Genomic DNA, 24932 nt, shown 5'->3' with positions numbered 1-24932 from the left:
CCGGGCGCTGCGGCCGAGGATGGGCCGTCAGGGCTTGACGGTCTGGAGCCGTCGTTCCCGGATCGAGCGTTTGGCGCGGGCCAGACTTTCCGTCAGGTTCATGCCCCGGCGCAAGGCCACGCCCACCTGCAGCACGTCCATCATTGCCAGATGGGCGATGCGCGAGGTCATCGGGGTATACATGCTGGTGTCTTCCGGCACATCGACGATCAGGCTGACCGTGGCCCGGTCGGCCAGGGGGGAGCCGCCGCTGGTCAGGGCGATGACCTTCGATCCGCTTTCCAGGGCCAGATCCACGCTGCGCAGCAGCTCGCGCGTGCGCCCGGTGTGGGAGATGGCCACCACCGCCCCGGTGGGGCCGAGAATCGCCGCCGACATGGCCTGGACGTGATAGTCGATATGGGCGGCGCAGGGGATGCCCAGGCGGAAGAATTTGTTCTGCGCATCCATGGCGACGATGCCGGAGGCGCCGAATCCGTAGAATTCCAGACGGCCGGCCGCGGCCATGATCTCCACCGCCTGTTCCAGCGCGTCGGAATTCATCTGGTTGCGCACGCGGGTCAGCGAGGCGATGCTGCGGTTCAGCACCTTGGCCGCCACATCGGCCACCGGATCTTCCGGCCGCACATCCTCATGCACATAGGGTGTGCCGGTGGCCAGGTCCTGGGCCAGCCGCAGCTTGAAATCCTGGAAGCCGCCACAGCCGACCGAGCGGCAGAAGCGCACCACCGTGGGCTGGCTCACCCCGGCATCGCGGGCCACTTCGGAGACGGAGGCATTGACGACGGAATGGGGTTGCTTCAGCACCACTTCCGCGATCTTCTGCTCGGACCGTCGCAGTCCCGTCATCATTCCGCGAATCCGGTCCAGCACCTGGGTCTTCCTTTCGTGATCATGGGGGCGTCGTGCCGGCCGGATGCCGGTTTTCGACCGCACTGCCAGCAATTCGGCCCCGGTCAAGGGGTCTAATGAAACGGGTTTCACCAGCCTGTAAAGGAATTACACGCCGATCAACCGGCTTTTGCAAGCCTGCCGATAGAACTCCCGTGGGCAGAATGACAGGGGAAAGATGCCTCTGCTTTGATCTGGGATAATGCGGGCCGGGGTTGTTGACGGTAAATGCTTGCTGCAACGCGATACACAGTCGCTGCAAGCCTGGGGTAGGGCCATTGGCCCGTCTGATGGTTCGAATGCGTTTGCGGGATGGTTGCGGCCGGCCTGTAATGATACTACACCGGTTGTAACGTGATGCCGGCTGGTCTCCGGCCGCAGGTCCGCCAGGACCCGCGGAACGGGGCCGGGACAAGGTCATCTGCCTGGGAGGAAGTCTTGCCTGCTGCCACTCTATCCGGCGCCATCACAGCCAGTCCGATGCGCCCGCTCCGCCGCCCGGCGGACGCCGGGCCATGCATCCGCCGGGCGCCACCGCGTGGCGCCCGTATCCGCATCGCGTCCTGACCTCCTGACATCGGCGGAAGGCAATGGCCCAGATCATCTTCGATGCCGTCTCCAAGCGGTTCAACGACGTCCCCGTCATCGAGAACCTGTCCCTGCACATCCGGGACCAGGAGTTCATGGTCTTCGTCGGGCCGTCCGGCTGCGGCAAGTCCACGGCGCTGCGCATGATCGCGGGCCTGGAGGAGATCAGCGCCGGCACGCTGAGCATCGGCGACCGCGTGGTCAACGACGTCCACCCCAAGGACCGCGACGTGGCCATGGTGTTCCAGAGCTACGCGCTCTATCCGCACATGTCGGTGCGCGACAACATCGCCTTCGGCCTGAAGATCCGCAAACTGCCGCCGGCCGAGATCGACGCGCTGGTCAATGACGCGGCCTCGATGCTGGGCCTGACCGAGTTCCTGGACCGCAAGCCGCGCGCCCTGTCGGGCGGCCAGCGCCAGCGCGTGGCCCTGGGCCGCGCCATCGTGCGCAAGCCCAAGGTCTTCCTGTTCGACGAGCCGCTGTCCAACCTGGATGCCGAGCTGCGCGTGGTCATGCGGGCGGAGATCGCCAGGCTGCAGCGCCGGCTGAAGATCACCACGGTCTATGTCACCCACGATCAGGTGGAGGCCATGACCATGGGCGACCGCATCGCCGTGCTGGCGCCGCTGAAGCGCCATCCCGCCGGCAATCTGATGCAGGTGGGGACGCCGCTGGAGCTGTATGACCGGCCGCAGAACCTGTTCGTGGCCCGCTTCATCGGCACGCCGTCCATGAATGTGGTGCCGATGGAGGTGGATGCCTCCGGCACGCAGCTGCGGCACCAGGATCTGGTGCTGCCCGTGCCTGCGTCCTTCCGCGCCGGGATCGGCAATTACCACGGGCGTACCGTGTCGGTCGGTTTCCGTCCCGAGCATGTGGGCCATGCCGAGGAGCATCAATGGACCAGTGTCGCGCCCATCCGCGGCGCGGTGGAGATCGTGGAGACGCTCGGTCACGAGGCCATGATCCATTTCCGCCTGGGTGAGCACATGCTGATCGGCAAGATCCGCGGCCATGGGCTGACGCTGCCCCGCCCGGGCGAAACCGTCGAACTGGTGATCAAGGCCGACGGCCTGCACCTGTTCGATCCGCAGTCGGAGAAGCGCCTACCCGAGGCCTGAGGCTCGCCGGGGTCCGCTTTGTGAAGGCCGCCCCGGACGGGCGGTCGTTGGGAGGAAGGAAAACCTCATGGAACTGTCCCGTAGAACTGTGTTCCGCCTGTCCGGTGTCGCCCTGCTGGGCACCACGCTGCTGGGCGGTCTGACCGCCACCGCCTGGGCCCAGGCCACCAACGTCACCGTCTGGCACGGTTACCGCGGTGAGGAAAAGGCCGCCTTCGAGAAGGTGGTTTCGCTCTACAACGACGCGCACAAGGGCAAGGTCATGGTGTCCGCCCTGGCCGTCCCCTATGACGCCTATGCCGACAAGATCTCCGCCGCCGTGCCCCAGGGCAGCGGCCCGGATGCCTTCATCTTCGCCCAGGACCGCCTCGGCGGCTGGATCGAGGCCGGCAACATCGTCGAGCCTATCGACTTCTATCTGGACGACGCCACCAAGGCGCAGTTCCTGCCGAACATGGTCGATGGCCTGAGCTATCGCGGCTCCATCTACGGCCTGCCGCTGAACTACAAGTCCATCGCCCTGATCTACAACAAGGCCAAGGTCAAGGAGCCGCCGAAGACCACGGGCGAGCTGGTGGCCTGGGCCAAGAAGAACACCAACGCCGCCACCGGCACCTATGGCTGGGCCTACGCCTACAGCGATTTCTACTTCCATGCCGGCGTCATGAACGCCTTCGGCGGCAAGGTCTTCGACGACAGCGCCAAGTCCGGCCTGCCGAAGCCGACCGTGAACTCGCCGGAGAACGTCAAGGCGGTCGAGCAGGTCATGACCTGGTTCAAGACCGACAAGATCCTGCCGGCGGACCCGACCTCGGCCCTGATCACCTCGCTGTTCAACCAGGGCAAGACGGATATCGTCTTCTCCGGCCCGTGGTTCCTGGGCGAGGTGGACAAGTCCATCCAGGTGGGCATCGCCCCGCTGCCCACGGTGGACGGCGCCGGCGGCAAGCCGATGACGCCCTGGATGACCATCGAGGGCCTGTACATCTCGGCCAAGAGCAAGAACAAGGAAGCGGCCTACGACTTCGCCAAGTTCGCCACCTCCGAACCGGCGGCCAAGATCATGGCCCTGGAAGGCCGGCAGCAGCCGACCAACAAGGCCGTCTACGCCGTGCCGGAGATCGCCAACGATCCGGTGCTGACCGGCTTCCGCCAGCAGGCGGAGCGGGCCACCCCCATGCCGAACTATGCCGTCATGACCGCCATGTGGTCGCCCATGACCATGGCCATGAACAAGATCGTCAAGGGGGCCGCGACTCCGAAGCAGGCGCTGGATGAGGCGCAGGCCAAGATCAGCGCGGATGTCGACGCCCTGCGCAAGGGCCGCTGAGCCGGTGGGGGACGAGATGGGCGAGCGGCGGCTTTCCGGCGTATCGGCGCTCCTCGGCCTGCTGGCCGGGCTGGTGCTGTTCCTGGCGGCGGGCCTCTGGTTCGTCGGCGGGGCCGAGCGCGCCGCCCGACAGGATGTGGAGGTGCGCAAGGCCACCGTTGCCAGTGCCGGCTTCGCCGCGCTGGCCGGGGCGCTTGAGGCCACCGAGCCGTCCCCGGAGACGGTGGCGGCGGCGGTCGCCGCCTGGAAACAGGCGGATCCGTCCATCCGGGCCGTGCGGCTGGTCCGCCAGTCCGGCGCCCAGCTCATCTTTTCCGACATCGACTCCGACCTGGCAGCCGGCGCGGTTCCGCGCCGGCTGGTCCGGGACGAGAAATCCCTGTTCGATCAGGCCGCCCGCCTGCGCGCCAATGCCGAAGGCAACGCGGCCGAAGGCGTGAAGCGCCTGCCCGAGATCGAGGTGGCCCCGGCCGGGCCGGGCGTGTTGGCGGTGACGGCCCCGGTGCTGGTCGGCGGCAGCTACTGGGGCATGGCCGAGGTGCGGCGCGCCATGGCGCCGGCGGACCCCGCCGGCCACGGGGCCACGGCGCTGCTGCCGGGTGTGCTGGCGCTGGCGCTGTTCATTCCCATCCTGCTGGCCGTGGCCCGTTCGGGCCTGGCCGCCCGGTCCCGCCGCTGGGTCCTGTTCCTGGCGGCGCTGCTGCTGTTCGCCGCCGCCGCCGGTTTCGTCGGCCGCGCGGCGCTGGCCGATCTGGCCGACGGCACCCAGAGCGTGGTCGCCGGCATCGGCCAGGTGCAAAGCGATCTGCGTCAGGCGGCGACACCGGTCCTGGCTGCCGCCGGGCTGCCGCCCCTGGCCGAACAGGTCTGGGATGTCGACGCCTATCAGCGTCCGCTGGGCCAGATCACCGCGGCCGGCGGCATCGATCCCGCGTCGGTGGCGGCGGCCCTGTCCGCCCATGTGGGCGGTGTGGCGCGGCAGCTCTGGATCACGGCCGGCCTGTCGGTCCTGCTGCTGGCCGCCTTCGCCCTGGGGGCCATGGGCCGGCTGGCGCACACCCTGACGGAGCACCGGCAGGCCTACGCCTATGTGGCGCCGGCCATCGTCGGCATGCTGCTGCTGGTGTTCTTCCCCTTCGCCTATGGCGTGGCCCTGGCCTTCACCGACCGGACCCTGTTCAACCAGTCGGTGCCGCTGACCGAGCTGTGGGTCGGGCTGGACAATTTCGTCCGTATCCTGGGCGATGTGGATGTGCTGCGCAGCACGCCGGACGGCTGGGTCGTCAATTACGAGAGTTTCTACTGGACCCTGTTCATCACCATCTGCTGGACCATCATCAATGTCGCCATCGGCGTGACGCTGGGGCTGATCCTGGCGCTGGCGCTGAACACCGAGGGACTGCGCGGCCGCGCCATCTACCGGGTGCTGCTGATCCTGCCCTGGGCCATTCCCAACTACATCACGGCGCTGACCTGGAAGGGGATGTTCCACCAGCAGTTCGGCGTCATCAACCAGGCCATCATGCTGTTCGGCGGCGAACCCGTCGCTTGGTTCGACAGCGTGTTCAGCAGCTTCATGACCGGCGTCATCACCAATGGCTGGCTGAGCTTCCCGTTCATGATGGTGGTCAGCCTGGGGGCGCTGCAATCGATCCCCACCGACATGTACGAGGCGGCGGAACTGGACGGTGCCAGCAAATGGCAGCAGTTCTGGGGCATCACCCTGCCGCTGTTGAAGCCGGCGCTGGTGCCCGCCATCATCCTGTCGGTGGTGTGGACCTTCAACATGTTCAACGTGATCTATCTGGTGTCGGGCGGCGACCCCGCGGGCGCCACCGAGATCCTGATCACCAAGGCCTACAAGATCGCCTTCGAGCGCTACCAGTACGCCTACGCCGCCGCCTATTCGCTGGTGATCTTCGTGATCCTGCTGGCCTATGGCGTGTTCCAGAACCGCGTCTCCCGCGCCACGGAACGGGTCGCATAAGCAGGGGGCATGAGCCGCATGACGACCACCACCGCACTGCCCGCCCCCGCCAGCACGGCCCGCCGGACCAGGCCGGCGCCGCCGCGCCATCTGCTGCTGCACCTGTTCCTGGCCCTGTTCACGCTGCTGTCCTGCTATCCCATCCTCTGGGTCATCAGCCTGGCCTTTTCCGGCCAGCAGAGTCTGGCCATCGCGGCGCTGCCGGCCGATGCCGATGTCTGGGACCGGCTGCGCATCATCACCCCCTGGCCGCAGCAGGTCAGCCTGTCGAATTTCCGGGACGTGCTGACCGAACAGCCCTTCCTGCACTGGCTGATGAACAGTGCCATCGTCGCCGGGCTGACCACCATCGTCGGCGTCTTCCTGGCCTGCACCGCGGCCTACGCCTTTTCCCGCTTCCGCTTCCCCGGGCGGCAGGCCGGCATGATGGCCTTCCTGGTCAGCCAGATGTTCCCGGGCACGCTGATGATGATCCCGCTCTACATCATCATCGTCAGCTGGCTGGGGCTGGGGAATTCGTACTTCGGCCTGGTCATCGTCTATGCCGTGACCTCGATCCCCTTCTGCGTCTGGATGCTGAAGGGCTATTTCGACACCATCCCGCTGGAGATCGAGGAAAGCGCCATCATGGACGGCGCCTCGCGCTCCATGATCTTCTTCCGCATCATCCTGCCGCTGGCCAAGCCGGCGGTGGCCGTGACCGCGCTGTTCAGCTTCATGACCGGCTGGAACGAATTCATCCTGGCCTCCGTCTTCATGACGGAGGAGGCGCGCTACACCGCGCCGGTGGGCCTGCGCTTCTTCGTCGGCGGCTTCAGCGCCCAATGGGGCTATTTCGCCGCCGGCTCGATCATCGTGTCGCTGCCGGTGATCGTCCTGTTCCTGTATCTGCAGAAATATCTGGTCAGCGGCCTGACGGCCGGCGGCGTCAAGGGCTGATGCTCCGGGCCACGCAGGGCCGGCGGCTGCGGCCCCGCGTCCGCCGCCGCGTGCGTAGCGGAATTACCGGAATCCGTGGGCGCGACAAACAGCGCCGGTAATGAATTTACTAGCGCTATTGCGCTGTTTTGTAATTCTGCTACATTGCCAATCGCGGGGTGCCGAACCGCCCTATGGCGGGGCCGGGACCGCACACCCGCGGAGGAAAGCTCATGGGTGAGCGCATGCAGCAGGTACAACCCTTCGATTTCGTCGTCTTCGGTGGCACGGGCGATCTGGCCCTGCGCAAGCTGATGCCCGCCCTGTACTACCGGGAAGCCGACGGCCAGATGACGGAGGACAGCCGCATCATCGGCGTGTCCCGCACGGAGCAGTCGGCGGACCAGTTCCGCCAGCAGATCATCGAAGCGCTGGAGCGCTATATCCCGGCGGCGGAACGCCAGCCGGCAGTGATCGACCGTTTCCTGCGCCGCATCGACTATGCCGCCGTCGATGCCACCCAGCCGGCCTCGGAAGGCTGGGCCGCGCTGAACGCCTGCCTGGACCAGACGCCGGGCAAGGTGCGGGTGTTCTATCTCGCCACCTCGCCGGCCCTGTTCGGGGCCATCTGCCGCAGCATCCGCGATGCCGGCGTGCTGACCGACACCAGCCGCGTGGTGCTGGAAAAGCCCATCGGCCACGACCGCGCCTCGGCCAAGGCGGTCAATGACGAGGTCGGCGCCGTCTTCCCGGAAGAGCGGATCTTCCGCATCGACCATTATCTGGGCAAGGAGTCGGTGCAGAATCTGATGGTTCTCCGCTTCGGCAACGCCCTGTTCGAGCCGCTGTGGAATTCCGGCTGGGTCGATCATGTGCAGATCACCGTGGCCGAGACGGTGGGCGTGGAAGGGCGCGGCGATTATTACGACCGGGCCGGCGCGCTGCGCGACATGGTGCAGAACCACTTCGTCCAGCTGCTCTGCCTGATGGCCATGGAGCCGCCGGGCAGCCTCAACGAGGACCAGATCCGCAACGAGAAGATCAAGGTCCTGCGCGCCCTGCGCCCGATCGAGCTGGCGGAGATCAAGCGCAACACCGTGCGCGGCCAGTACACGGCCGGCGCCATCAACGGCAAGCCGGTGCCGGGCTACATCCAGGAGCTGAACGGCCGCCGATCCAACACCGAGACGCTGGTGGCCATCCGGGCCGAGGTGGACAATTGGCGCTGGGGCGGGGTGCCCTTCTATCTGCGCACCGGCAAGCGCATGCCGACCCGCGGCTCCGAGATCGTCATCCAGTTCAAGTCGATCCCCCACAACGTCTTCGGCCGCGATGCCGGCGAGGTGCTGGCCAACCGGCTGATCATCCGCCTGCAGCCGGATGAGGGGGTGAAGCTGTCGATCATGACCAAGGTGCCGGGGCCGGGGGGCCTGCGTCTGCGCTCGGTGCCGCTGAACCTGTCCTATGCCGAGACCTTCAAGGACCGCTCGCCCGACGCCTATGAGCGTCTGCTGATGGATGTGGTGCGCGGCAACCCCTCGCTGTTCATGCGCCGGGACGAGGTCGACGCCGCCTGGTCCTGGATCGACACCATCCAGACCGGCTGGGACCAGCTGGACATGCGGCCCGAACCCTATGCCGCCGGCAGCTGGGGTCCGATCAGCTCGGCCCTGCTCCTGGCCCGCGATGGACGGAGGTGGCATGATGGCGACGAATGAGACCGCCGCCGCCGGCGCACCGGCGGGGGCGCCGTCCGGCCTCCCGTCCGGCTCCTGGCGCAGCTTTTCCGATGCCGCCGCGCTGGCGGAGGCGTTGGCCGACCATCTGGCCGCCATCGCCCGGGCGGCCGTGCAATCCCGTGGCCGGGGCACCCTGGTCCTGTCCGGCGGCAGCTCCCCCGTCCGGGCGTTCGAGCGGCTCGGTCTCCGTGCCGATGTGCCCTGGCCGCGGGTTACCCTGACCCTGTCCGACGAGCGCTGGGTCCCCGTGGACGATGCCGCCAGCAATGAAGCCATGCTGCGGCGGACCCTGGCCCCGGCCCTGGCCGCCGGGGCCACGCTGGTGGGGCTGAAGAGCGGCGGCGATTGTCCCGCCGCCGGTGTGCCGGAGACCAACCGCCGCCTGCTGGATCTGGACCGTCCCTTCGACCTGCTGCTGCTGGGCATGGGCGAGGATGGCCACACCGCCAGCCTGTTCCCGGGCGGACAGGGGCTGGCCGAAGGGCTGGCGCCGGTGACCGGGCGCAGCGTCGCCGCCGTGGTGCCGGCCATTCCCGGCCCGGCCCGCATCTCCATGACGCTGCCGACCCTGCTGGAGGCGCGGGAGATCGTGCTGCTGATCACCGGTGCCGCCAAGCGCCGGGTGCTGGAACAGGCCTTGCAGCCCGGACCGGTGGAGGAGATGCCGGTGCGGGCCGTGCTGCGGCAGACCCGGGTCCCCCTGACCGTCTGGTGGACGCCCTGAGCCGGGGCGTCCGCACCGACGACAGCGCCGCCCGCTTCCCATCCGCCCCATCTTTTCCATTGGCCAAGGAGGGGACACCATGCCCACCCATGACACCATCCGCCGCGTGACCGACCGGATCATCGCGCGCAGCGCCGCCGGCCGTGCGCGCTATCTGGAGCAGACCGCGGCCGCCCGCGGGCAGGGGCCGCACCGCCGCGTCCTGGCCTGCGGCAACCTGGCCCATGGTTTCGCCGCCTGTGCCGGCAGCGACAAGGACCGGCTGAAGACGGGGGCGGAGGCCAACATCGCCATCGTCTCCGCCTACAACGACATGCTCTCGGCCCACCAGCCGCTGGAGCGCTTCCCCGCCCTGATCAAGGAGGCGGCCCGTGCCGCCGGGGCCGTGGCCCAGTTCGCCGGCGGCGTGCCCGCCATGTGCGACGGTGTCACCCAGGGCCAGACGGGCATGGAACTGTCGCTGTTCTCCCGCGATGTCATCGCCATGTCGACGGCGGTGGCCCTGTCGCACAACATGTTCGACGCCGCCCTCTATCTCGGTGTCTGCGACAAGATCGTGCCGGGCCTGCTGATCGGCGCCCTGTCCTTCGGGCATCTGCCGGCCATCTTCGTTCCGGCCGGCCCCATGACCTCGGGCCTGCCCAATGCCGAGAAGTCGCGCATCCGCCAGCTCTATGCTGAGGGCAAGGTCGGCCGCGCCGAACTGCTGGAGGCGGAGTCGCAGAGCTATCACGGCCCCGGCACCTGCACCTTCTACGGCACGGCCAATTCCAACCAGATGATGATGGAGATCATGGGGCTGCACCTGCCCGGCGCCTCCTTCATCAACCCCAACACGCCGCTGCGCGATGCGCTGACCGTGGCCGCGGCCGAGCGGGCCGTCCGCATCACCGCGCTGGGCGACGAATACACCCCCATCGCCGAGGTGGTGGACGAGAAGGCTGTCGTGAACGCCATGGTCGGCCTGCTGGCCACCGGCGGTTCCACCAACCACACCATCCATCTGGTGGCCATGGCCGCCGCCGCCGGCATCAGCATCGACTGGCAGGATTTCAGCGATCTCAGCCAGGCCGTGCCGCTGCTGGCCCGCGTCTATCCCAACGGGTCGGCCGACGTGAACCATTTCCATGCCGCCGGCGGCCTGCAGGTCATGATCGGCGCGCTGCTGGATGCCGGGCTGCTGCATGGCGATGTCAAGACCGTGGCCGGACCCGGCGGGCTGGAGGCCTATCGTGCCGAAGCCGTGCTGGACGGGCAGGGCCGCGCCACCTGGCGCCCGGTCCCCACCGTCAGCGCCGATACCGCCGTGCTGCGCGGCGTGGACGCGCCCTTCGACAGCACGGGCGGCCTGCGTCTCTTGACCGGCAATCTGGGCCGCTCCGTCATCAAGGTGTCGGCGGTGCAGCCGCAGCACCGGGTGGTGGAGGCGCCGGCCGCCGTGTTCCACAGCCAGGAGGACATGCTGGCCGCCTTCAAGGCCGGGCAGCTGAACCGCGACGTGGTGGTGGTGGTGCGCTACCAGGGGCCGCGGGCCAATGGCATGCCCGAGCTGCACAAGCTGACGCCGTCGCTGGGCGTGCTCCAGGACAAGGGCTTCCATGTGGCCCTGGTCACCGACGGCCGCATGTCCGGGGCCAGCGGCAAGGTGCCGGCCGCCATCCATGTCACGCCCGAATGCCTGGCCGACGGGCCGCTGGCCCGGGTGCGTGACGGCGATCTGATCCGCCTCGACGCCGAAGCCGGCACGCTCGACGTGCTGGTGGACGCGGCCGGGTTCCAGGCCCGCCCGGTCCAGCACCCCGACCTCAGCGCCAATGGCTGGGGCACGGGCCGCAACCTCTTCGCCGCCTTCCGCGCGGCCGTATCCGGCGCCGAACAGGGCGCCAGCAGCTTCAGCCTGCCGGGGAGCCTCTGATGTCCATCGCCCTGAAGACCGTCCTGTCCGATAGTGCCGCCATGCAGGCCGAGATCGGCCGCATCTGTGCCCTTGCCCCTGTGATCCCGGTCATCACCATCGACCGGGTCGAAGACGCCGTGCCCATGGCCCGCGCCCTGGTCGCGGGCGGGCTGCCGGTACTGGAAGTGACCCTGCGCTCCGACGCCGCCCTGGAGGCCATCGCCGCCATGGCCGCCGTGCCCGGCGCCGTGGTCGGGGCCGGCACCGTGGTCGATCCGTCCCAGGTGGAGCGGGTCAAGGCCGCCGGCGCCCGCTTCGCCGTCACCCCCGGGGCCTATCCCGCGCTGATGGACACGCTGCTGGACAGCGGCCTGCCCTTCCTGCCCGGCGGGGCCACCCCGGCGGAGATGATGGCGCTGCTGGCCCGCGGCATCCGTCACCAGAAGCTGTTCCCGGCCACGGTGGTGGGCGGCACGGCCATGCTGAAGGCGGTGGCCGGCCCGCTGTCGTCGATCCGCTTCTGCCCCACCGGCGGCATCACGCCGGAGAATGCGCCGGAGTTCCTGGCCCTGCCGAACGTGGTCTGTGTCGGCGGCAGCTGGCTGACGCCCAAATCCCTGGTCAAGGCCGGTGACTGGGCTGCTGTCGAAGCCCTGGCCCGCAAGGCCGCCGCCCTGCGCTGAGGGGGCGGGCCTGCACCGCAGGCCCCGCCGCTCCATTCCGGCCCCACCCGCGCCGTCCCCGCATCCTTTCGCATTGTCCCCGCGCAGGCGGGGACCCGCTGGTTCCTAACCAGCAGGGGCAACAATTGTCCCCGCGCCGGCGGGGACCCGGGTCCGGCGACATATCCCCAATCGCGTCGCGCGAAATCGTCCCCGCGCCGGCGGGGACCGGGGGGCCATGCCTGCACCGGCAGGCCCCGGATCGGGCACCGCCCACCGGCCTTCGCCCCCCCTCCACCACGGCATGAACGCGCTTCCAGGCGTCGCCCTCTGGGTCCTGGGTGCCTGCGCAGGCGGGCACGACGCGGGAGGGGTGCGGCCAGATCACCGCCGCCCGCCGCCGCCCCCTTCACAAGGGCGGGCCGACGCCCCACATCCACCCTGTCACGCCGGAGCCCCTTCGCCTGTTGAGGGGAGGGACCCCGGCCGGTGTTCCGTTGCCAAGGAAGCCATTGATGTCCCACCGCGACCCCCGCATCTTCATGTGGGCCCAGGCGGTTGAGCTGCTCGACCAGGTCGAGCGCCAGCACCGCCACCAGACCTTCCGCCCCGCCGCCGGCCACAGCCGGCCGAGCTGGGAACCCCCCGTCGATGTGTTCGAGACCGCGGGCGAGTACCGCATCTGCGTCGCCCTGCCGGGCGTGCGCGGCGATCAGCTCCAGGTGCTGCTGGACGGCCGCACCCTGGTGATCGGCGGCGAGCGCTCCTTCCCCGTGGCCCAGGGCGAGGAGGCGCTGGTCCACCGGCTTGAACTTCCCTATGGGCGCTTCGAGCGCCGCATCGATCTGCCGCCGACGGTGGCGGGCATCGGCCATCGCGAATTCACCGATGGCTGCCTGCTGGTCGTGCTGCACAAGGGTTGAGGTGGGATCATGGACACCACACAGAATCAGACACCGGTCCGGAGGACGGCCCAGATGGCGGCCCAGATGGCGGCAGAGATGGCAGCCCAGATGGCGGCCGACATGGCGTCCCCGGCCGCATCGGCGGGGCCGGAGACGAAATTCGCCCCGCTGCCGGACGATGCCATCATCGTGCTGCCGGCCCGCAACATCGTGCTGTTCCCCGGCGTGGTGCTGCCCGTCGCCATCGGCCGCAAGCGCTCCATCGCCGCCGCCCAGGAGGCGGCCCGCAGCGGCAAGCCGCTGGGCCTGCTGCTGCAACGGCAGGAGGAGATGGAGGAGCCGGGCGGCGCGGACCTGTACGAGGTCGGCACCGCCGCCAACCTGCTGCGCTACCTGACGGCCCCGGACGGGACGCACCATCTGGTGGCCCAGGGCGACCAGCGCTTCCGCGTCAAGGAATGGCTGGAGGGCTGGCCCTTCATGGTCGCCCGCATCGAGCGGCTGGCCGAGGCCGGTGACCAGGATGCCGAGATCCAGGCCCGCTTCATCCTGCTGCGCGACCGGGCGCTGGAGGCGGTGGGGCTGCTGCCCCAGGCCCCGGCCGAGCTGTCGGCCGCCATCCAGTCAGTGACCGCGCCCGGCCAGCTGGCCGACATGGTGGCCACCTATCTGGACATCGCCCCGGCGGAGAAGCAGGCCCTGCTGGAGACGCTGGACCTGCGCACGCGGCTGGACCGGGTGACGCAGCAACTGAACAGCCGCATCGAGGTCATGCGCCTGACCCGCGAGATCAGCCAGCAGACCAAGGAGAGCGTGGACAAGCGCCAGCGCGAATATCTGCTGCGCGAGCAGCTGCGCACCATCCAGAAGGAGCTGGGCGAGGCGGACGACAAGGCCGCCGAGATCGAGGAGCTGTCCCAGGCCATCGACAAGGCCGGGATGCCCGCCGAGGTGGAGGCCCATGCACGCAAGGAGCTGAAGCGGCTGGAGCGCATGTCCGAGGCCGCGGCCGAATATTCCATGGTCCGCACCTATCTGGAGTGGCTGACCGAGCTGCCCTGGAGCGTGGAGACGGCTCAGCCCATCGACCTCAAGGAGGCGCGTACCGTCCTGGATGCCGAGCATTTCGGCCTGGAGAAGATCAAGAAGCGCATCCTGGAGTTCCTGGCGGTGCGCAAGCTGAACCCGGAGGGCAAGAGCCCCATCCTCTGTTTCGTCGGTCCGCCCGGCGTCGGCAAGACCTCGCTGGGCCAGAGCATCGCCCGCGCCACGGGCCGCAAGTTCCAGCGCGTGGCCCTGGGCGGCGTCCATGACGAGAGCGAGATCCGCGGCCACCGCCGCACCTATGTGGGGGCGCTGCCCGGCGTCATCATCCAGGCCCTGAAGAAGGCCGGCAGCCGCGACTGCGTGCTGATGCTGGACGAGGTGGACAAGCTGGGCCAGGGCTTCCACGGCGACCCGTTCGCCGCCCTGCTGGAGGTGCTGGACCCCGAGCAGAACAGCACCTTCCGCGACACCTATCTGGGCCAGCCCTTCGACCTGTCGAAGGTGATGTTCATCGCCACCGCCAACATGCTGGACAGCATCCCCGGCCCGTTGCGCGACCGCATGGAGATCATCAGCCTGGCCGGCTACACCGAGGAGGAGAAGCTCCAGATCGCCCGGCGCTATCTGGTCGAGCGGCAGCTCAAGGCCAACGGGCTGACGGCCGGGCAGGCCAGCCTCGGCGACGAGGCCCTGCGCGCCATCATCCAGGGCTATACCCGCGAGGCCGGCGTGCGCTCGTTGGAACGGCAGATCGCGGCGGTGCTGCGTACCATCGCCGTGCGCATCGCCAGCGGCGAGGCCGAGCGGGTGGAGATCGGGCCGGACGATCTCCAGCCCATCCTGGGCGGACGCCGCTTCGAGAACGAGGTGGCGCTGCGCACCGGCCTGCCGGGCGTGGCGACCGGTCTGGCCTGGACCCCGGTGGGCGGCGACATCCTGTTCATCGAGGCCAGCCGCTATCCCGGCAGCGGCAAGCTGATCCTCACGGGACAGCTGGGCGACGTGATGAAGGAAAGCGTGCAGGCGGCCCTGTCCCTGGTGAAGAGCCGGGCCGCCGCCCTGGGCATCCGGGCCGAGGAGCTGGACAAGCAGGACATCCATGTCCATGTCCCGGCCGGGGCCACGCCCAAGGACGGGCCGTCGGCCGGTGTCGCCATGTTCACCGCCCTGGTCAGCCTGCTGACGGGCCGGCCGGTGCGGCACGACACGGCCATGACCGGCGAGATCTCGCTGCGCGGGCTGGTGCTGCCGGTGGGCGGCATCAAGGAGAAGGTCACGGCCGCGGCCCTGGCCGGGGTCAAGACCGTCATGCTGCCGGCGCGCAACCGCCGGGACTATGACGACATCCCCGAGGATGTGCGCAAGCTGCTGACCTTCGTCTGGCTGGAGACGGTGGACCAGGCCATCGCCAGCGCCCTGGGCGAGGATCTCGGCCAGCAGTGCCGGCACGCCGCCGCGGCGGAGTAGCCGGGCGCCCCCTGTCCCGGTCACCCGCCGGGACAGGGGGGCATGTCCGGTGCCAGGCGCCGCCGGATCAGGGGATCAGCGGGGCCTTGTTGAGGGCGGTGACGAACCAGTCGCAGGGGCCGTTGGCCTTGGTGCGGATCCAGTTGAACAGGTTGGTTTCCTTCTTTTTATACAACGTCGTGACGCAGGTCCGCATGTCATCCGCATTGTCGGCCATCCTGGCGCTGATCATCTGTTCCAGCTGCGGACATTGCCGGCGGACATTCTCGGGAATGCAGGCCTGGATGATCTCGGCATTCTCATAGGGGAAGATTTCCTGGGTTTTGGTGAAGTACGTCGCCAGCGGAAAGGGCAGCTGGAAGGTACGGAATTTTCCGATGGCTTCACCGATGGGAAAGACGGCGACCTGGTTCAGTTCATTGTCCTCAACATCGTTGGCCTGGATGTTGGTGTTAATCTGGGCGCAGAGCGTGCCGATGCCGACCGTATAGATGTAGAAAATGCAGAAGGAGCGATCCTCGGGAAAATACTGGCGTGTGGACTCCAGTGTGGGCGGCTCGAAATACTCCCCGGCTTCCGGATCGATGCCCAGCTCCTCGTGGATCTCCTTCTTCACCTGCTTCAGGCAGGCCGTCAGGAACTCAGCCTCCGGTTCCATCTGCTTGTCTTCCTCGACATGGCCGCCCGGCAGTACCCACTGGCCGGCATTGTTGTTGGCGAGCGGCTTGGACAGCGTCTTTCCATCGACGCGGGTGATGAGGAAGTTCTTCTGGCCCAGCAGCACCTTCAGCTGCACGTCCAGGCTGGGTTCGGCGAAGCAGGCATAGACGCTGGTCATTGTCGGCTCTCCTGTCTCGGGTGTTGGCCGTGCCTTACAGGGCGATGCGGGGCAGGTGCAGGAGCGCCTGGGTGAAGCGGTCGAAAGGCTGCAGAGCCTTTTCATAAATTGAAGAATAGAGGGTAAGGCCGGGCGCGGACGCCCACAGCTTCTCCGTTGCCGTCGCATAGTTCTGCTGCCGCTTTTCCGGTTTCGGGTCGTTGAGGGCATCCAGGATGGGGTCCAGGCCGGGGCACTGCTGCAGCAGCGGCTCCGGCGTGTGCTGGCGCAGCGCCTGCACCTGCGGCGGCCCGAAGCCCATCAGCGCGACGGCATCCTTGTTGCGCAGGGTCATGGGCAGGCGCACCCGCCCCAGCCGGGCCCGGGCGTCGGCCAACGGGAACAGGCCGGTGGCGTAGTAGCCGGCATCCGGCGTCCCCTTGCTCACCAGCCGGTCGTTGATCTCCACCGACATCGGCAGCAGCCCGACCGTGGGCAGGTAGAAGATGCAATAGTCCCGGTTCTCCGGGATGAGATGGGCGACACCGTCCGCTGCCGGCGGCTGGAAGAAATAGCCGCCCTCCAGCGCCACGCCCAGCCCGCCGGCGATGGCGCCGGCCGCCGCGGTCAGGCAGACAGCCAGGAAGTCCGGCCGGTCCAGTGTCCGGACCGCCCCGGCATTCAGCACCGGACCGCCGGGCAGCACCCACTGTCCGGCATGGTCGGCGGCGGCGGGGTTGGCCACCTCCTGGCCGGCGATGCGGCCGATCGTGAAGTTCCGCCGTGCCAGCAGCACGCAGGGGCCGAGGTCGGGCAGGATCTCGTAGAAACAGACATAGGTGCTGACCATGGGGAGTCTCCGCTGCGGTGCCGGGGGGCCTGTCCTCCGGTTAGACGGCGCAGCGGGGCCGCTGTGACGGACGGCAGCGGGAAAAGCCGCCGCCCGAGGCTGCGACATCCCTTCCAGCAATCGTGAACGATTATCATTCGCTGGCTCTTGCGCCCGGCCGCCGCCGGCCCCAGACTGCGGCCATGGACAGCAACCCCGCCTCCTCCCCGCCGATGGACGGGCCGGCCGCCGATCATCCGGCCGCGCCGGCGCTGGCCGCGCGCCGCTGGCGCTGGTTCTATCTGGCGCTGGGCTATGTCTGCGTCGGGCTGGCCATCGCCGGGGCCGTGCTGCCGGTGCTGCCGACGACACCGTTCCTGCTCGTCGCCGTCTGGGCCTATATGCGCAGCCACCCGCAGCGGGCGCAGCGGCTGTTGAACCATCCCCGCTTCGGCCCGCTGCTGCGCGACTGGCGGGAGCAGGGGGCCATTCCCACCCGGGCCAAGATCATGGCCATCAGCCTGATGGCGGCCTCCTGGGGGCTGGTCTATGTGACCAGCGCCAGCCGGCCGATGGTGCCCTGGATCGTCGGCCTCACCCTCTGCGCCACCGGCCTGTTCATCCTGACCCGCCCGGCCCCGCGGCGATCCGCTGGCGCGCCCCCGACGGAGCCGGAGGCGCGCTGACGCTCAGCCATAGATGGCGCTGGGCAGCCACAGGGCCAGCTGCGGGAAGATGTAGAGGATGGCCAGCGAGATCAGCACGATGGTCATGAAGGGCAGCATGCCGCTGAAGATGTGGCGCAGCTCCACCCCCGGCGGGGCCACGCCCTTGAGATAGAAGGCCGACATGGCCATGGGCGGGGTCAGGAAGCTGGTCTGGATGTTTAGCGCCACCAGCACGCCGAAGAACACCGGATCGATACCGAAACTGTCCAGCAGCGGCAGGAAGATCGGCACGAAGATGACGATGATCTCCGTCCATTCCAGCGGCCAGCCCAGCAGGAAGATCAGGATCTGCGTCAGCAGCAGGAACTGCCAGCCGGTGAGGTCCATGCTGCGGAACCAGCCCTCCACCACATGGTGTCCGCCCAGCAGCGAGAAGACCGAGGCGAAGATCCAGCTGCCCACGAACAGCCAGCAGACCATGGCCGTGGCCCGGCCGGTCAGGAACACCGCCTCCTTCAGCTTGGCCCAGCTCATGGAGCGGTAGGCGACCGCCAGCAGGATGGCACCCAGGGCGCCGATGCCGGCGGCCTCGTGCGGGGTGGCCAGCCCGAACAGGATGGCGCCCAGAACCGCCAGCACCAGTGCGGTCAGCGGCACGAACGAGGTCAGCAGCAGCAGCAGCACCCGCCCTGCGGGGATGTCGGCCCCGTGCTCCGGCGGCAGCGGCGGCGCATCCTGCGGCCGCAGCATGGCCCGGATCATGACATAGACGATATAGAGTCCGGCCAGCAGCAGCCCCGGAAACAGGGCCGCGGCATAGAGCCGGACCACCGACTCCCCGGCCATGGCGGCATAGAGGATCAGCATGATCGAGGGCGGGATCAGGATGCCCAGACAGCCGCCGGCGGCGATCAGCCCGGTGGCCAGCCGCTTGTCATAGCCGGCCTTCAGCATGGCCGGCAGGGCCAGCACCCCCATCAGCGTCACCACGGCGCCGACAATGCCGGTGGCGGTGGCGAACAGGGCGCAGGTGGCCAGCGTGGCCACGCCCAGCGAGCCGGGCACCCGGCGCAGGGCCAGCTGGATGGAATAGAACAGCCGGTCCAGGATGTTGGCCCGCTCGATCATGTAGCCCATGAACAGGAACAGGGGCACGGAGATCAGCACGTCATTGGCCATCACCCCATAGGCCCGCTGCACCAGCAGCGGGAAGATGGTGTCGCCCACGGCATAGAAGCCGAACATCACCGACAGGGCGATCAGGGTGAAGGCGATGGGGAAGCCCAGCAGGATGGTGAAGATGAACACCACCAGCATCAGCATACCGACGGCGGGATCGCTCATCGCAGGCCTCCCGAGGTCTCGGCATGGTCATGCGCCAGCTGCTCGTCGGGGCTGCCGGGGCTGTGCTGGCGCAGCATCAGCTGTTCCAGTTCCTCCACATCATGGCGGCGCGGCGGCCAGTGCCCGTCGCGCAGGCACAGCACACAGCGCGCCGTCTCGGCCAGGCCCTGCACCAGCAGCAGCAGCCCGGCCAGCGGGATCAGCGTCTTGAACGGATAGACCGGCGGGCCGTCGGGCGTGAAGGCGCTGTGCTCGTTCATCATCCAGGACAGCTTGGCGAAGCCGTAGCCGGAATAGACCAGCGTCAGTGCCGCCGGGAAGAAGAACAGCAGGTACAGGGCCAGATCCACCGCCGCCTGGGTGCGCGGCCGCCATTGCTTGTACAGGAAATCGCCGCGCACATGGCCGTTGCGCGCCAGCAGATAGGCGCCGCACATCATGAACAGGGCGCCATAGAGCATGGTGCTGGTGTCGTAGGCCCAGCTGGTGGGCGATCCCAGCACATAGCGCATGAACACTTCGGTGCAGACCACCAGGGTCAGGCCCAGGATGCACCAGGAGAAGGCCTTGCCCACCCCGGTGCTGATGGCATCGATCAGGAACAGGGAACGGCGCATGCAGCGTCTCCGCGAGCGGGGAGGGGCGGCACGGGCGGTTCCGCCCCCGTGCCGGTGGCCAGCCGGTGGTCCGCGGGGCGCGCGGACCACCGGAGCGCGCTCAGCCGAAGAAGTGCTTGAACGCCAGATCGGTGCGCACCTCGTATTCCTGCTCGAAGCCGATGATGCGCCTGGCCCAGGCGCGCTGGCTGTCCAGCACCTTCTTGAAGAAGGGGTCCTGGGACTTGGCGGCGATGACCTTGTCCCAGGCCTGCAACTGGGCCGTCAGCACGCTGTCCGGCGTCTTCACCACCTTGACGCCCGCCTGTTTCAGCGCCTCCAGGTCCTTGGAATAGCGGTCCATGGCCTTCCAGCTCATGTCGGCGGAGGCCGCCTCGGCACCCAGGCGCAGCACCTCCTGCAGCTCCTTCGGCAGCTTGTTGAACTTCGTGCGGTTCCAGAGCACCTCGAAACATTCGGCCGACTGGTGGTAGCTGCCGACCATGTAGACCTTGGTCACGTCCTGGAAGCCCAGCGCCCGGTCGGAGGAGGGGTTGTTGAACTCCGCCCCGTCCAGTAGCCCGCGGTCCAGCGCCGGCACGATGTCGCCGGCCCCCATGATGGTCACGGCCACGCCCAGCTCCTTGTACAGGTCGGCGGCCAGACCCACGGTGCGGTACTTCAGCCCCTTCATGGCCTCGATGCTGTCGATCTCCTTCTTGAACCAGCCCAGCGGCTGGCTGGGCATGGGGCCGGTCAGGAACCCCACCAGATCCAGCTTCAGGATGCCCTGCACCAGCTCGTCATACAGGGCCTGGCCACCGCCATATTTGATCCAGCCCAGCATGTGGTTGGCCTTCCAGCCCCAGGCCGGCGGCGTGCCGAACAGGGAGAAGGCGGGATTCTTGCCGTACCAATAGGCGGTGACGCCGTGGCCGCCATCCAGGGCGCCGGCGATGACGGCATCCTGCAGCTGCAAGGCCCCGACCACGGCGCCGGAGGGCAGAAGGTCGATCTTCAGCCGTCCGCCCGACAGGGTGTTGACGGTGGCGGCATAGTCCTGGGCGAACTCATGGAAGATGTCGCGGGCGGGCCAGGTGCTCTGGAAGCGCAGGGTCGTGGTCTGGGCGCGGGCCACGTTCGGCATGGCGATGGCGGCCGTGGCCAGACCGGTGCCGGCCGCGGCCTTCAGGAAGCGGCGGCGGGCCGGCGTTTTTGTTTCATTGGGAACGATATCGGCGGGGGGCGTGATTTCGGGCGTCATGCTGCGTCTTCTCCCTGATCGGTGATCGTGAACGATCGTTTCCGTCAACGATCGTTTCCGTCCGGCCGCGCAGGCGCGGCCGGCTGCCGGCTTCGGGCGGTGTGCGCAACCGCTCGTGCCGATCTATCGCAAGGATGGTCTGTTTCGCGGCATGTGTCTGCAATTTTCCGCAGCGCCGGGACTGTGCGGCGGCCATCTCCGCGCCGATGCCGGCATGGTCCGGACGGTTCAGCCGAACAGTCCGGCCACGAACCCGGTCAGGAAGTCCCAGACCGTCATGAGCAGGTCCGGGACGGCCGAGCCGATCTCATAGGCCGTGCGGTAGACCTCGCCGCTGTCGCCAGGGCCGGCCCCGTCGGGTGTGTTCAGCCACAGCCCGTCCCACAGCCCTTCGATGGCGTCGCCGAGCACCGGCAGCAGCCCGCGCGAGGCCTCGCCCGCCTGTTCGCCCAGCGCCCGCGCATGGTCGTTGTCCTGCGCCATCCTGTGCCTCCCGTGTCTGCGTGCCTGCTGCGCCAACGTAGGCGACGCCCTTTTTGTGCCCGGCCCGGGATGGCGGCGCATCCAGGGGTAAGGCCGCCGACTATGCCGAATCGCGGCCCGGGGACGCTTGCCCCGGACCGGCGCCTGTAGTTTCCTGTCCTCATCATTGGCCGGCGACGGCCTTTCCCCGTGCCTTATGCAGGAGCAACGCCTCCGTGACGTCCCCGTCCCCTTCCGAGCTGGCGCAGCACACGCAGCTGTCCGACGATATCGTCTATCCCTCCATGATCCCGTTCCTGCTGGTTCATGTTGCCTGCCTGGGCGCCATCTGGACCGGTGTCCACTGGCAGGATCTGGCCATCGCCGTGGCGCTCTATGTCGCCCGCATCTTCGGCATCGGCGCCGGCTATCACCGCTATTTCTCCCACCGCGCCTTCAAGACCAGCCGCTGGTTCCAGTTCGCTCTCGCCGTCCTGGCCCAGAGCACGGCGCAGAAGGGGGCCCTGTGGTGGGCGGCCAAGCACCGTCACCACCACAAATACTCCGACACCGAGATCGACGTGCATTCGCCGCGGCAGAAGGGCTTCTTCTATGCCCATCTCGGCTGGATCTTCACACCGCGCCACGACGCCGCCGATTACCGCAGCATCGGCGATCTGACGAAGTATCCCGAACTGGTCTGGCTCGACCGCCATTACTACGTCCCGCCGGCCATCCTGGGATTCGCGGTCTGGCTGCTGGCGGGCTGGTCGGGTCTGGTGGTGGGCTTCTTCTGGTCCACGGTGGCCGTCTATCACGCCACCTTCTGCATCAACAGCCTGGCCCATGTGCATGGCCGCCGCCGCTATCTGACCGGCGATGACAGCCGCAACAACTGGGCGCTGGCGCTGGCGACCATGGGCGAGGGCTGGCACAACAACCACCATGCCTACCAGTCCAGCGCCCGCCAGGGCTTCCGCTGGTGGGAGCTGGACCCGACCTATTACATCCTGCGCGGCCTGGCCCTGGCCGGCATCGTCTGGGACGTGCATGAGCCGCCCAAGGCGGTGATCCGCAACGAGCAGCGCCTGGGCACCAAGGTCATCGAGACGGCGGCGGCCCAGCTGGCGGCCAGCTTCCAGATCGACCGCATCGCCGCCCAGGTGCGCGAGGCGCTGGCCCACACGCCGTCGCTGGCGCCGACCCTGGCCGAGCTGGAGCAGCGGCTGCGCAGCGCCCGTCAGCGGGCGGAGGCGGCCGTGGCCGGCCTGCACCTGCCGCAGATCCCCACGGCGGACGAGCTGCGCCAGCGCGCCGCCTCCATGTTCGTGCGCACGCCCAGCATGGACGAGATCGTGGAGCGCGCCCGCCAGATCCTGATCGAGCGTGTCTGCGCCCGGCTGGAGCTGGCGCCGACCGGGGCCTGAGGCCGCCCTCCGGGGTGCCTCCGGGGTATGCGGGGCGGCCGGCGGCCGCCCGAGGCTGCATACCCCCCTGTGTGTGTCGGTCCAGCCGAAGTCCTACCGTTGTCTCTTTCGTTTTGACCGGGGCGGGCGTATCACGGGCACTGGGGCAATAGATCGATCAAGGAAAGTGAACGACATGCGCAAGAGTTCGGTTCTGATGCTGGCGGGCCTGCTGGCGGCCGCGCCCAGCTTGGCGCTGGCGCAGCAGGGATCTGCTGCGCAGCCGACCGTGCCCGGTTCCGCTGGTGGCGCGAAGCCGGCTGCCGCCGGTGCGGCCAGCGGCGGTGCTGCCGGTCAGGCCGCGTCCGGCTTCGCGCTGGGGGGACTGACCACCACGGCCGGTGTGGCTGCCGTCGCCGTCGTCGGCGGTCTGGTGGCCGTTGCCGCCGGTGGTGACGATGCCGGTACCGTCACGGTGACCTCCACCTCCACCTCGACGGCCACCAGCACGGCCCGGTGACGGTCGGACGCAGATCCCCGGACAGAAAAAGCCCCGCCGTCGCCGGCGGGGCTTTTTTCTTGGGCGCGGCGTTGCCGCTCAGTGCGCCTCGGGCGAGCCGGCCGGCACCATGGTCACGCGGATGATCAGGGCCAGATTGACGAAGGTGGCGATCACGGCCAGGAGCGGCAGCCAGGTCGGATGGAAGTAGATGGCGGACAGGAACAGCCCCAGACCGCCGCCGAAGATGACCAGCAGCTTCAGGGCGATCAGCCAATCGCGCCCGTTACCGAACAGAGCCTGCATCAGACCAACTCCTCAAGGATTGCGTCGGGCGCCCGACGATGCGGCGACCCATTCATTGCGCCGCAGCATGTAGCGGCCGGGAAAACGGTTTGCACCGCGGCAGGATGACGCAGCGCCTGCCGCCTGCCCGTTAGAGTTGATGTGCCCCGCGCCCAATGAAGCGCCGTGTCGGCAAGCAAACAGCAAAAAGCCCCGCAGCCGAAGCTGCAGGGCTTTTGAAGACGATGGCGTCCCCATGGGGATTCGAACCCCAGTTTACGCCGTGAGAGGGCGTCGTCCTAGGCCTCTAGACGATGGGGACTGGGCCGTCGGTGGAGGCGTATTTAGGCGAAGCGCTCCGGCCGATCAAGCTCTTTTTTGCAGCTTTGTGAATTTTCTTGCCGGCCCTATCGCGCCGTCCCAGACGGCCCGATGCAGCGCGGCGCGTCAGTCCCCGGCCAGCTCCCGCGCCGCCGCCAGCAGCGCCTCCACATCGGCCTCCGCCGTGTTCCAGGCCGCCACCAGCCGGATCAGCGTGCCGTCCCAGCGGTAAAAGCCGAAGCCGCGGGCCTCCAGCCCGGCCACCACCGCTTCCGGCAGGGTCACGAACACCTCGTTGGCCTGCACGGGATGGCGCAGGGACGCCCCCGGCAGCGCCGCCAGCCCGTCGGCCAGGCGCCGGGCCATGGCATTGGCGTGGCCCGCCAGCCGCAGCCACAGCCCGTCGGTCAGATAGGCGTCCAGCTGGGCCGACAGGAACCGCATCTTGCTGAACAGATGGCCGCCGCGCTTGCGGCGATAGCCGAACTCGGCCGCCAGGGTCTTGTCGAAGAAGACCACGGCCTCGGCCGCCAGGGCGCCGTTCTTGGTGGCGCCGAAGGACAGGGCGTCAATCCCGGCCTTCCAGGTCACCTCGGCCGGGTGGCAGCCCAGCCCGGCCACGGCGTTGGCGAAGCGGGCGCCGTCCATATGCACGCGCAGCCCGTACTTCTTGGCCGTATCGCACAGGGCCGCCACCTCCGCCGGGCTGTAGACCGTGCCGGCCTCGCTGGCCTGGCTCAGCGACAGCGCCGCCGGCTGCGCCGCATGGACGAAGCCGAAATGCGCCCGGGCCAGGGTCTGCTCCAGTGTGGCTGCGCTCAGCTTGCCGCCGGCGCCGGGCAGCCCGATCAGCTTGGCCCCGGCGGTGAACAGCTCCGGCGCCCCGCATTCATCCACATTGATATGGCCATCGGCATGGCAATAGACGGCGCCATGCGGCGGCGTCATGACCGACAGGGCCAGGGCGTTGGCCGCGGTGCCGGTGGCCACGGGGAACACGGCCACCTCGGTGCCGAACAGCGCGGCCAGCCGCCGCTCCACCGCCGCGGTATGCGGGTCGGCCCCGTAGGAGGGGACGCTGCCCTCATTGGCCCGCGCCAGCGCCGCCAGGATCTCCGGGGCGGCACCGCTGACATTGTCGCTCATGAAGTTCATGCGAAAG

Annotated in this window: 22 protein-coding genes and 1 tRNA gene; 13 read left to right on the top strand and 10 right to left on the bottom strand. The window is 68.6% G+C overall.

Annotated elements, in window-relative coordinates; all coding sequences use genetic code 11:
* Window positions 1–27: 27 nt before the first annotated feature.
* Window positions 28–873, bottom strand: a complete 846-nt coding sequence (gene hexR, locus DK368_RS13450) for a transcriptional regulator HexR (protein ID WP_114394476.1) — start codon at window positions 871–873, stop codon at window positions 28–30.
* 608 nt (window positions 874–1481) lie between these two features.
* On the opposite strand from hexR, the gene DK368_RS13445 reads away from it, so the two are divergent.
* The 10 genes from DK368_RS13445 to lon all read left to right on the top strand — a co-directional run bounded on the left by DK368_RS13445 (window position 1482) and on the right by lon (window position 15279).
* Window positions 1482–2603, top strand: coding sequence for an ABC transporter ATP-binding protein (locus DK368_RS13445; RefSeq protein ID WP_114394475.1), 1122 nt, complete (start codon window positions 1482–1484; stop codon window positions 2601–2603).
* Between the two features lie 67 nt (window positions 2604–2670).
* Window positions 2671–3933: an extracellular solute-binding protein gene (locus DK368_RS13440; protein ID WP_205028221.1), complete on the top strand. Its 1263-nt coding sequence runs from the start codon at window positions 2671–2673 to the stop codon at window positions 3931–3933.
* Window positions 3905–5920, top strand: a complete 2016-nt coding sequence (locus DK368_RS13435; protein ID WP_205028219.1) for a carbohydrate ABC transporter permease — start codon at window positions 3905–3907, stop codon at window positions 5918–5920. Before DK368_RS13440 ends, DK368_RS13435 begins: the two co-directional genes overlap by 29 nt.
* Window positions 5921–5929: 9 nt before the next feature.
* Complete coding sequence (locus DK368_RS13430) at window positions 5930–6859, top strand: sugar ABC transporter permease (RefSeq protein WP_205028217.1); 930 nt, start codon at window positions 5930–5932, stop codon at window positions 6857–6859.
* Between the two features lie 212 nt (window positions 6860–7071).
* On the top strand, window positions 7072–8556 hold the full coding sequence (gene zwf / locus DK368_RS13425; protein ID WP_114394473.1) for a glucose-6-phosphate dehydrogenase: 1485 nt from the start codon (window positions 7072–7074) through the stop codon (window positions 8554–8556).
* The gene (pgl, locus tag DK368_RS13420) at window positions 8540–9301 is read left to right on the top strand and encodes a 6-phosphogluconolactonase (protein WP_162306028.1); all 762 of its coding nucleotides are present in this window, start codon (window positions 8540–8542) and stop codon (window positions 9299–9301) included. Before zwf ends, pgl begins: the two co-directional genes overlap by 17 nt.
* A gap of 79 nt (window positions 9302–9380) precedes the next feature.
* Complete coding sequence (edd, locus tag DK368_RS13415; protein WP_114394471.1) at window positions 9381–11216, top strand: phosphogluconate dehydratase; 1836 nt, start codon at window positions 9381–9383, stop codon at window positions 11214–11216.
* The gene (eda, locus tag DK368_RS13410; RefSeq protein WP_275668527.1) at window positions 11216–11881 is read left to right on the top strand and encodes a bifunctional 4-hydroxy-2-oxoglutarate aldolase/2-dehydro-3-deoxy-phosphogluconate aldolase; all 666 of its coding nucleotides are present in this window, start codon (window positions 11216–11218) and stop codon (window positions 11879–11881) included. Before edd ends, eda begins: the two co-directional genes overlap by 1 nt.
* 494 nt (window positions 11882–12375) lie before the next feature.
* On the top strand, window positions 12376–12783 hold the full coding sequence (locus DK368_RS13405) for an Hsp20/alpha crystallin family protein (RefSeq protein WP_114394470.1): 408 nt from the start codon (window positions 12376–12378) through the stop codon (window positions 12781–12783).
* Window positions 12784–12837: 54 nt separating this feature from the next.
* Entirely contained in the window at window positions 12838–15279 is a 2442-nt protein-coding gene (gene lon, locus DK368_RS13400; RefSeq protein WP_240002491.1) for an endopeptidase La, read from the top strand.
* Window positions 15280–15346: 67 nt separating this feature from the next.
* Here lon and DK368_RS13395 read toward each other — a convergent pair whose 3' ends face one another.
* A complete protein-coding gene (locus DK368_RS13395; protein ID WP_114394469.1) occupies window positions 15347–16117 on the bottom strand; it encodes an NUDIX hydrolase in 771 nt (256 codons plus the stop codon).
* Window positions 16118–16151: 34 nt separating this feature from the next.
* Entirely contained in the window at window positions 16152–16946 is a 795-nt protein-coding gene (locus tag DK368_RS13390; protein WP_114394468.1) for a hypothetical protein, read from the bottom strand.
* A gap of 182 nt (window positions 16947–17128) precedes the next feature.
* On the opposite strand from DK368_RS13390, the gene DK368_RS13385 reads away from it, so the two are divergent.
* Complete coding sequence (locus tag DK368_RS13385; RefSeq protein WP_240002490.1) at window positions 17129–17611, top strand: YbaN family protein; 483 nt, start codon at window positions 17129–17131, stop codon at window positions 17609–17611.
* Window positions 17612–17614: 3 nt separating this feature from the next.
* On the opposite strand, the gene DK368_RS13380 is transcribed toward DK368_RS13385, so the two are convergent.
* The 4 genes from DK368_RS13380 to DK368_RS13365 all read right to left on the bottom strand — a co-directional run bounded on the left by DK368_RS13380 (window position 17615) and on the right by DK368_RS13365 (window position 21280).
* Window positions 17615–18937, bottom strand: coding sequence for a TRAP transporter large permease (locus DK368_RS13380; RefSeq protein WP_114394467.1), 1323 nt, complete (start codon window positions 18935–18937; stop codon window positions 17615–17617).
* Entirely contained in the window at window positions 18934–19554 is a 621-nt protein-coding gene (locus DK368_RS13375; RefSeq protein ID WP_114394466.1) for a TRAP transporter small permease subunit, read from the bottom strand. Before DK368_RS13375 ends, DK368_RS13380 begins: the two co-directional genes overlap by 4 nt.
* A gap of 100 nt (window positions 19555–19654) precedes the next feature.
* A complete protein-coding gene (locus tag DK368_RS13370; RefSeq protein ID WP_114394465.1) occupies window positions 19655–20797 on the bottom strand; it encodes a TRAP transporter substrate-binding protein in 1143 nt (380 codons plus the stop codon).
* A gap of 228 nt (window positions 20798–21025) precedes the next feature.
* Window positions 21026–21280: a hypothetical protein gene (locus tag DK368_RS13365; RefSeq protein ID WP_114394464.1), complete on the bottom strand. Its 255-nt coding sequence runs from the start codon at window positions 21278–21280 to the stop codon at window positions 21026–21028.
* Between the two features lie 215 nt (window positions 21281–21495).
* Here DK368_RS13365 and DK368_RS13360 point away from each other — a divergent pair, with 215 nt between their 5' ends.
* Together DK368_RS13360 and DK368_RS13355 are read left to right on the top strand one after the other, a co-directional pair.
* Window positions 21496–22686, top strand: coding sequence for an acyl-CoA desaturase (locus tag DK368_RS13360; protein WP_240002489.1), 1191 nt, complete (start codon window positions 21496–21498; stop codon window positions 22684–22686).
* Between the two features lie 175 nt (window positions 22687–22861).
* On the top strand, window positions 22862–23185 hold the full coding sequence (locus DK368_RS13355; RefSeq protein ID WP_114394463.1) for a hypothetical protein: 324 nt from the start codon (window positions 22862–22864) through the stop codon (window positions 23183–23185).
* Window positions 23186–23263: 78 nt separating this feature from the next.
* Here DK368_RS13355 and DK368_RS13350 read toward each other — a convergent pair whose 3' ends face one another.
* From DK368_RS13350 to DK368_RS13340, 3 genes are all read right to left on the bottom strand, one after another.
* Window positions 23264–23470: a hypothetical protein gene (locus tag DK368_RS13350; protein ID WP_114394462.1), complete on the bottom strand. Its 207-nt coding sequence runs from the start codon at window positions 23468–23470 to the stop codon at window positions 23264–23266.
* A gap of 225 nt (window positions 23471–23695) precedes the next feature.
* Window positions 23696–23771: transfer RNA gene (locus DK368_RS13345), tRNA-Glu, on the bottom strand.
* A gap of 125 nt (window positions 23772–23896) precedes the next feature.
* Window positions 23897–24925, bottom strand: coding sequence for a threonine aldolase family protein (locus tag DK368_RS13340; RefSeq protein ID WP_114394461.1), 1029 nt, complete (start codon window positions 24923–24925; stop codon window positions 23897–23899).
* Between the last annotated feature and the right edge of the window lie 7 nt (window positions 24926–24932).

Source organism: Oleisolibacter albus, from assembly GCF_003336875.1.
Classification (GTDB): domain Bacteria; phylum Pseudomonadota; class Alphaproteobacteria; order Azospirillales; family Azospirillaceae; genus Niveispirillum; species Niveispirillum album.
This window is presented reverse-complemented; position numbering and strand designations above follow the sequence as displayed.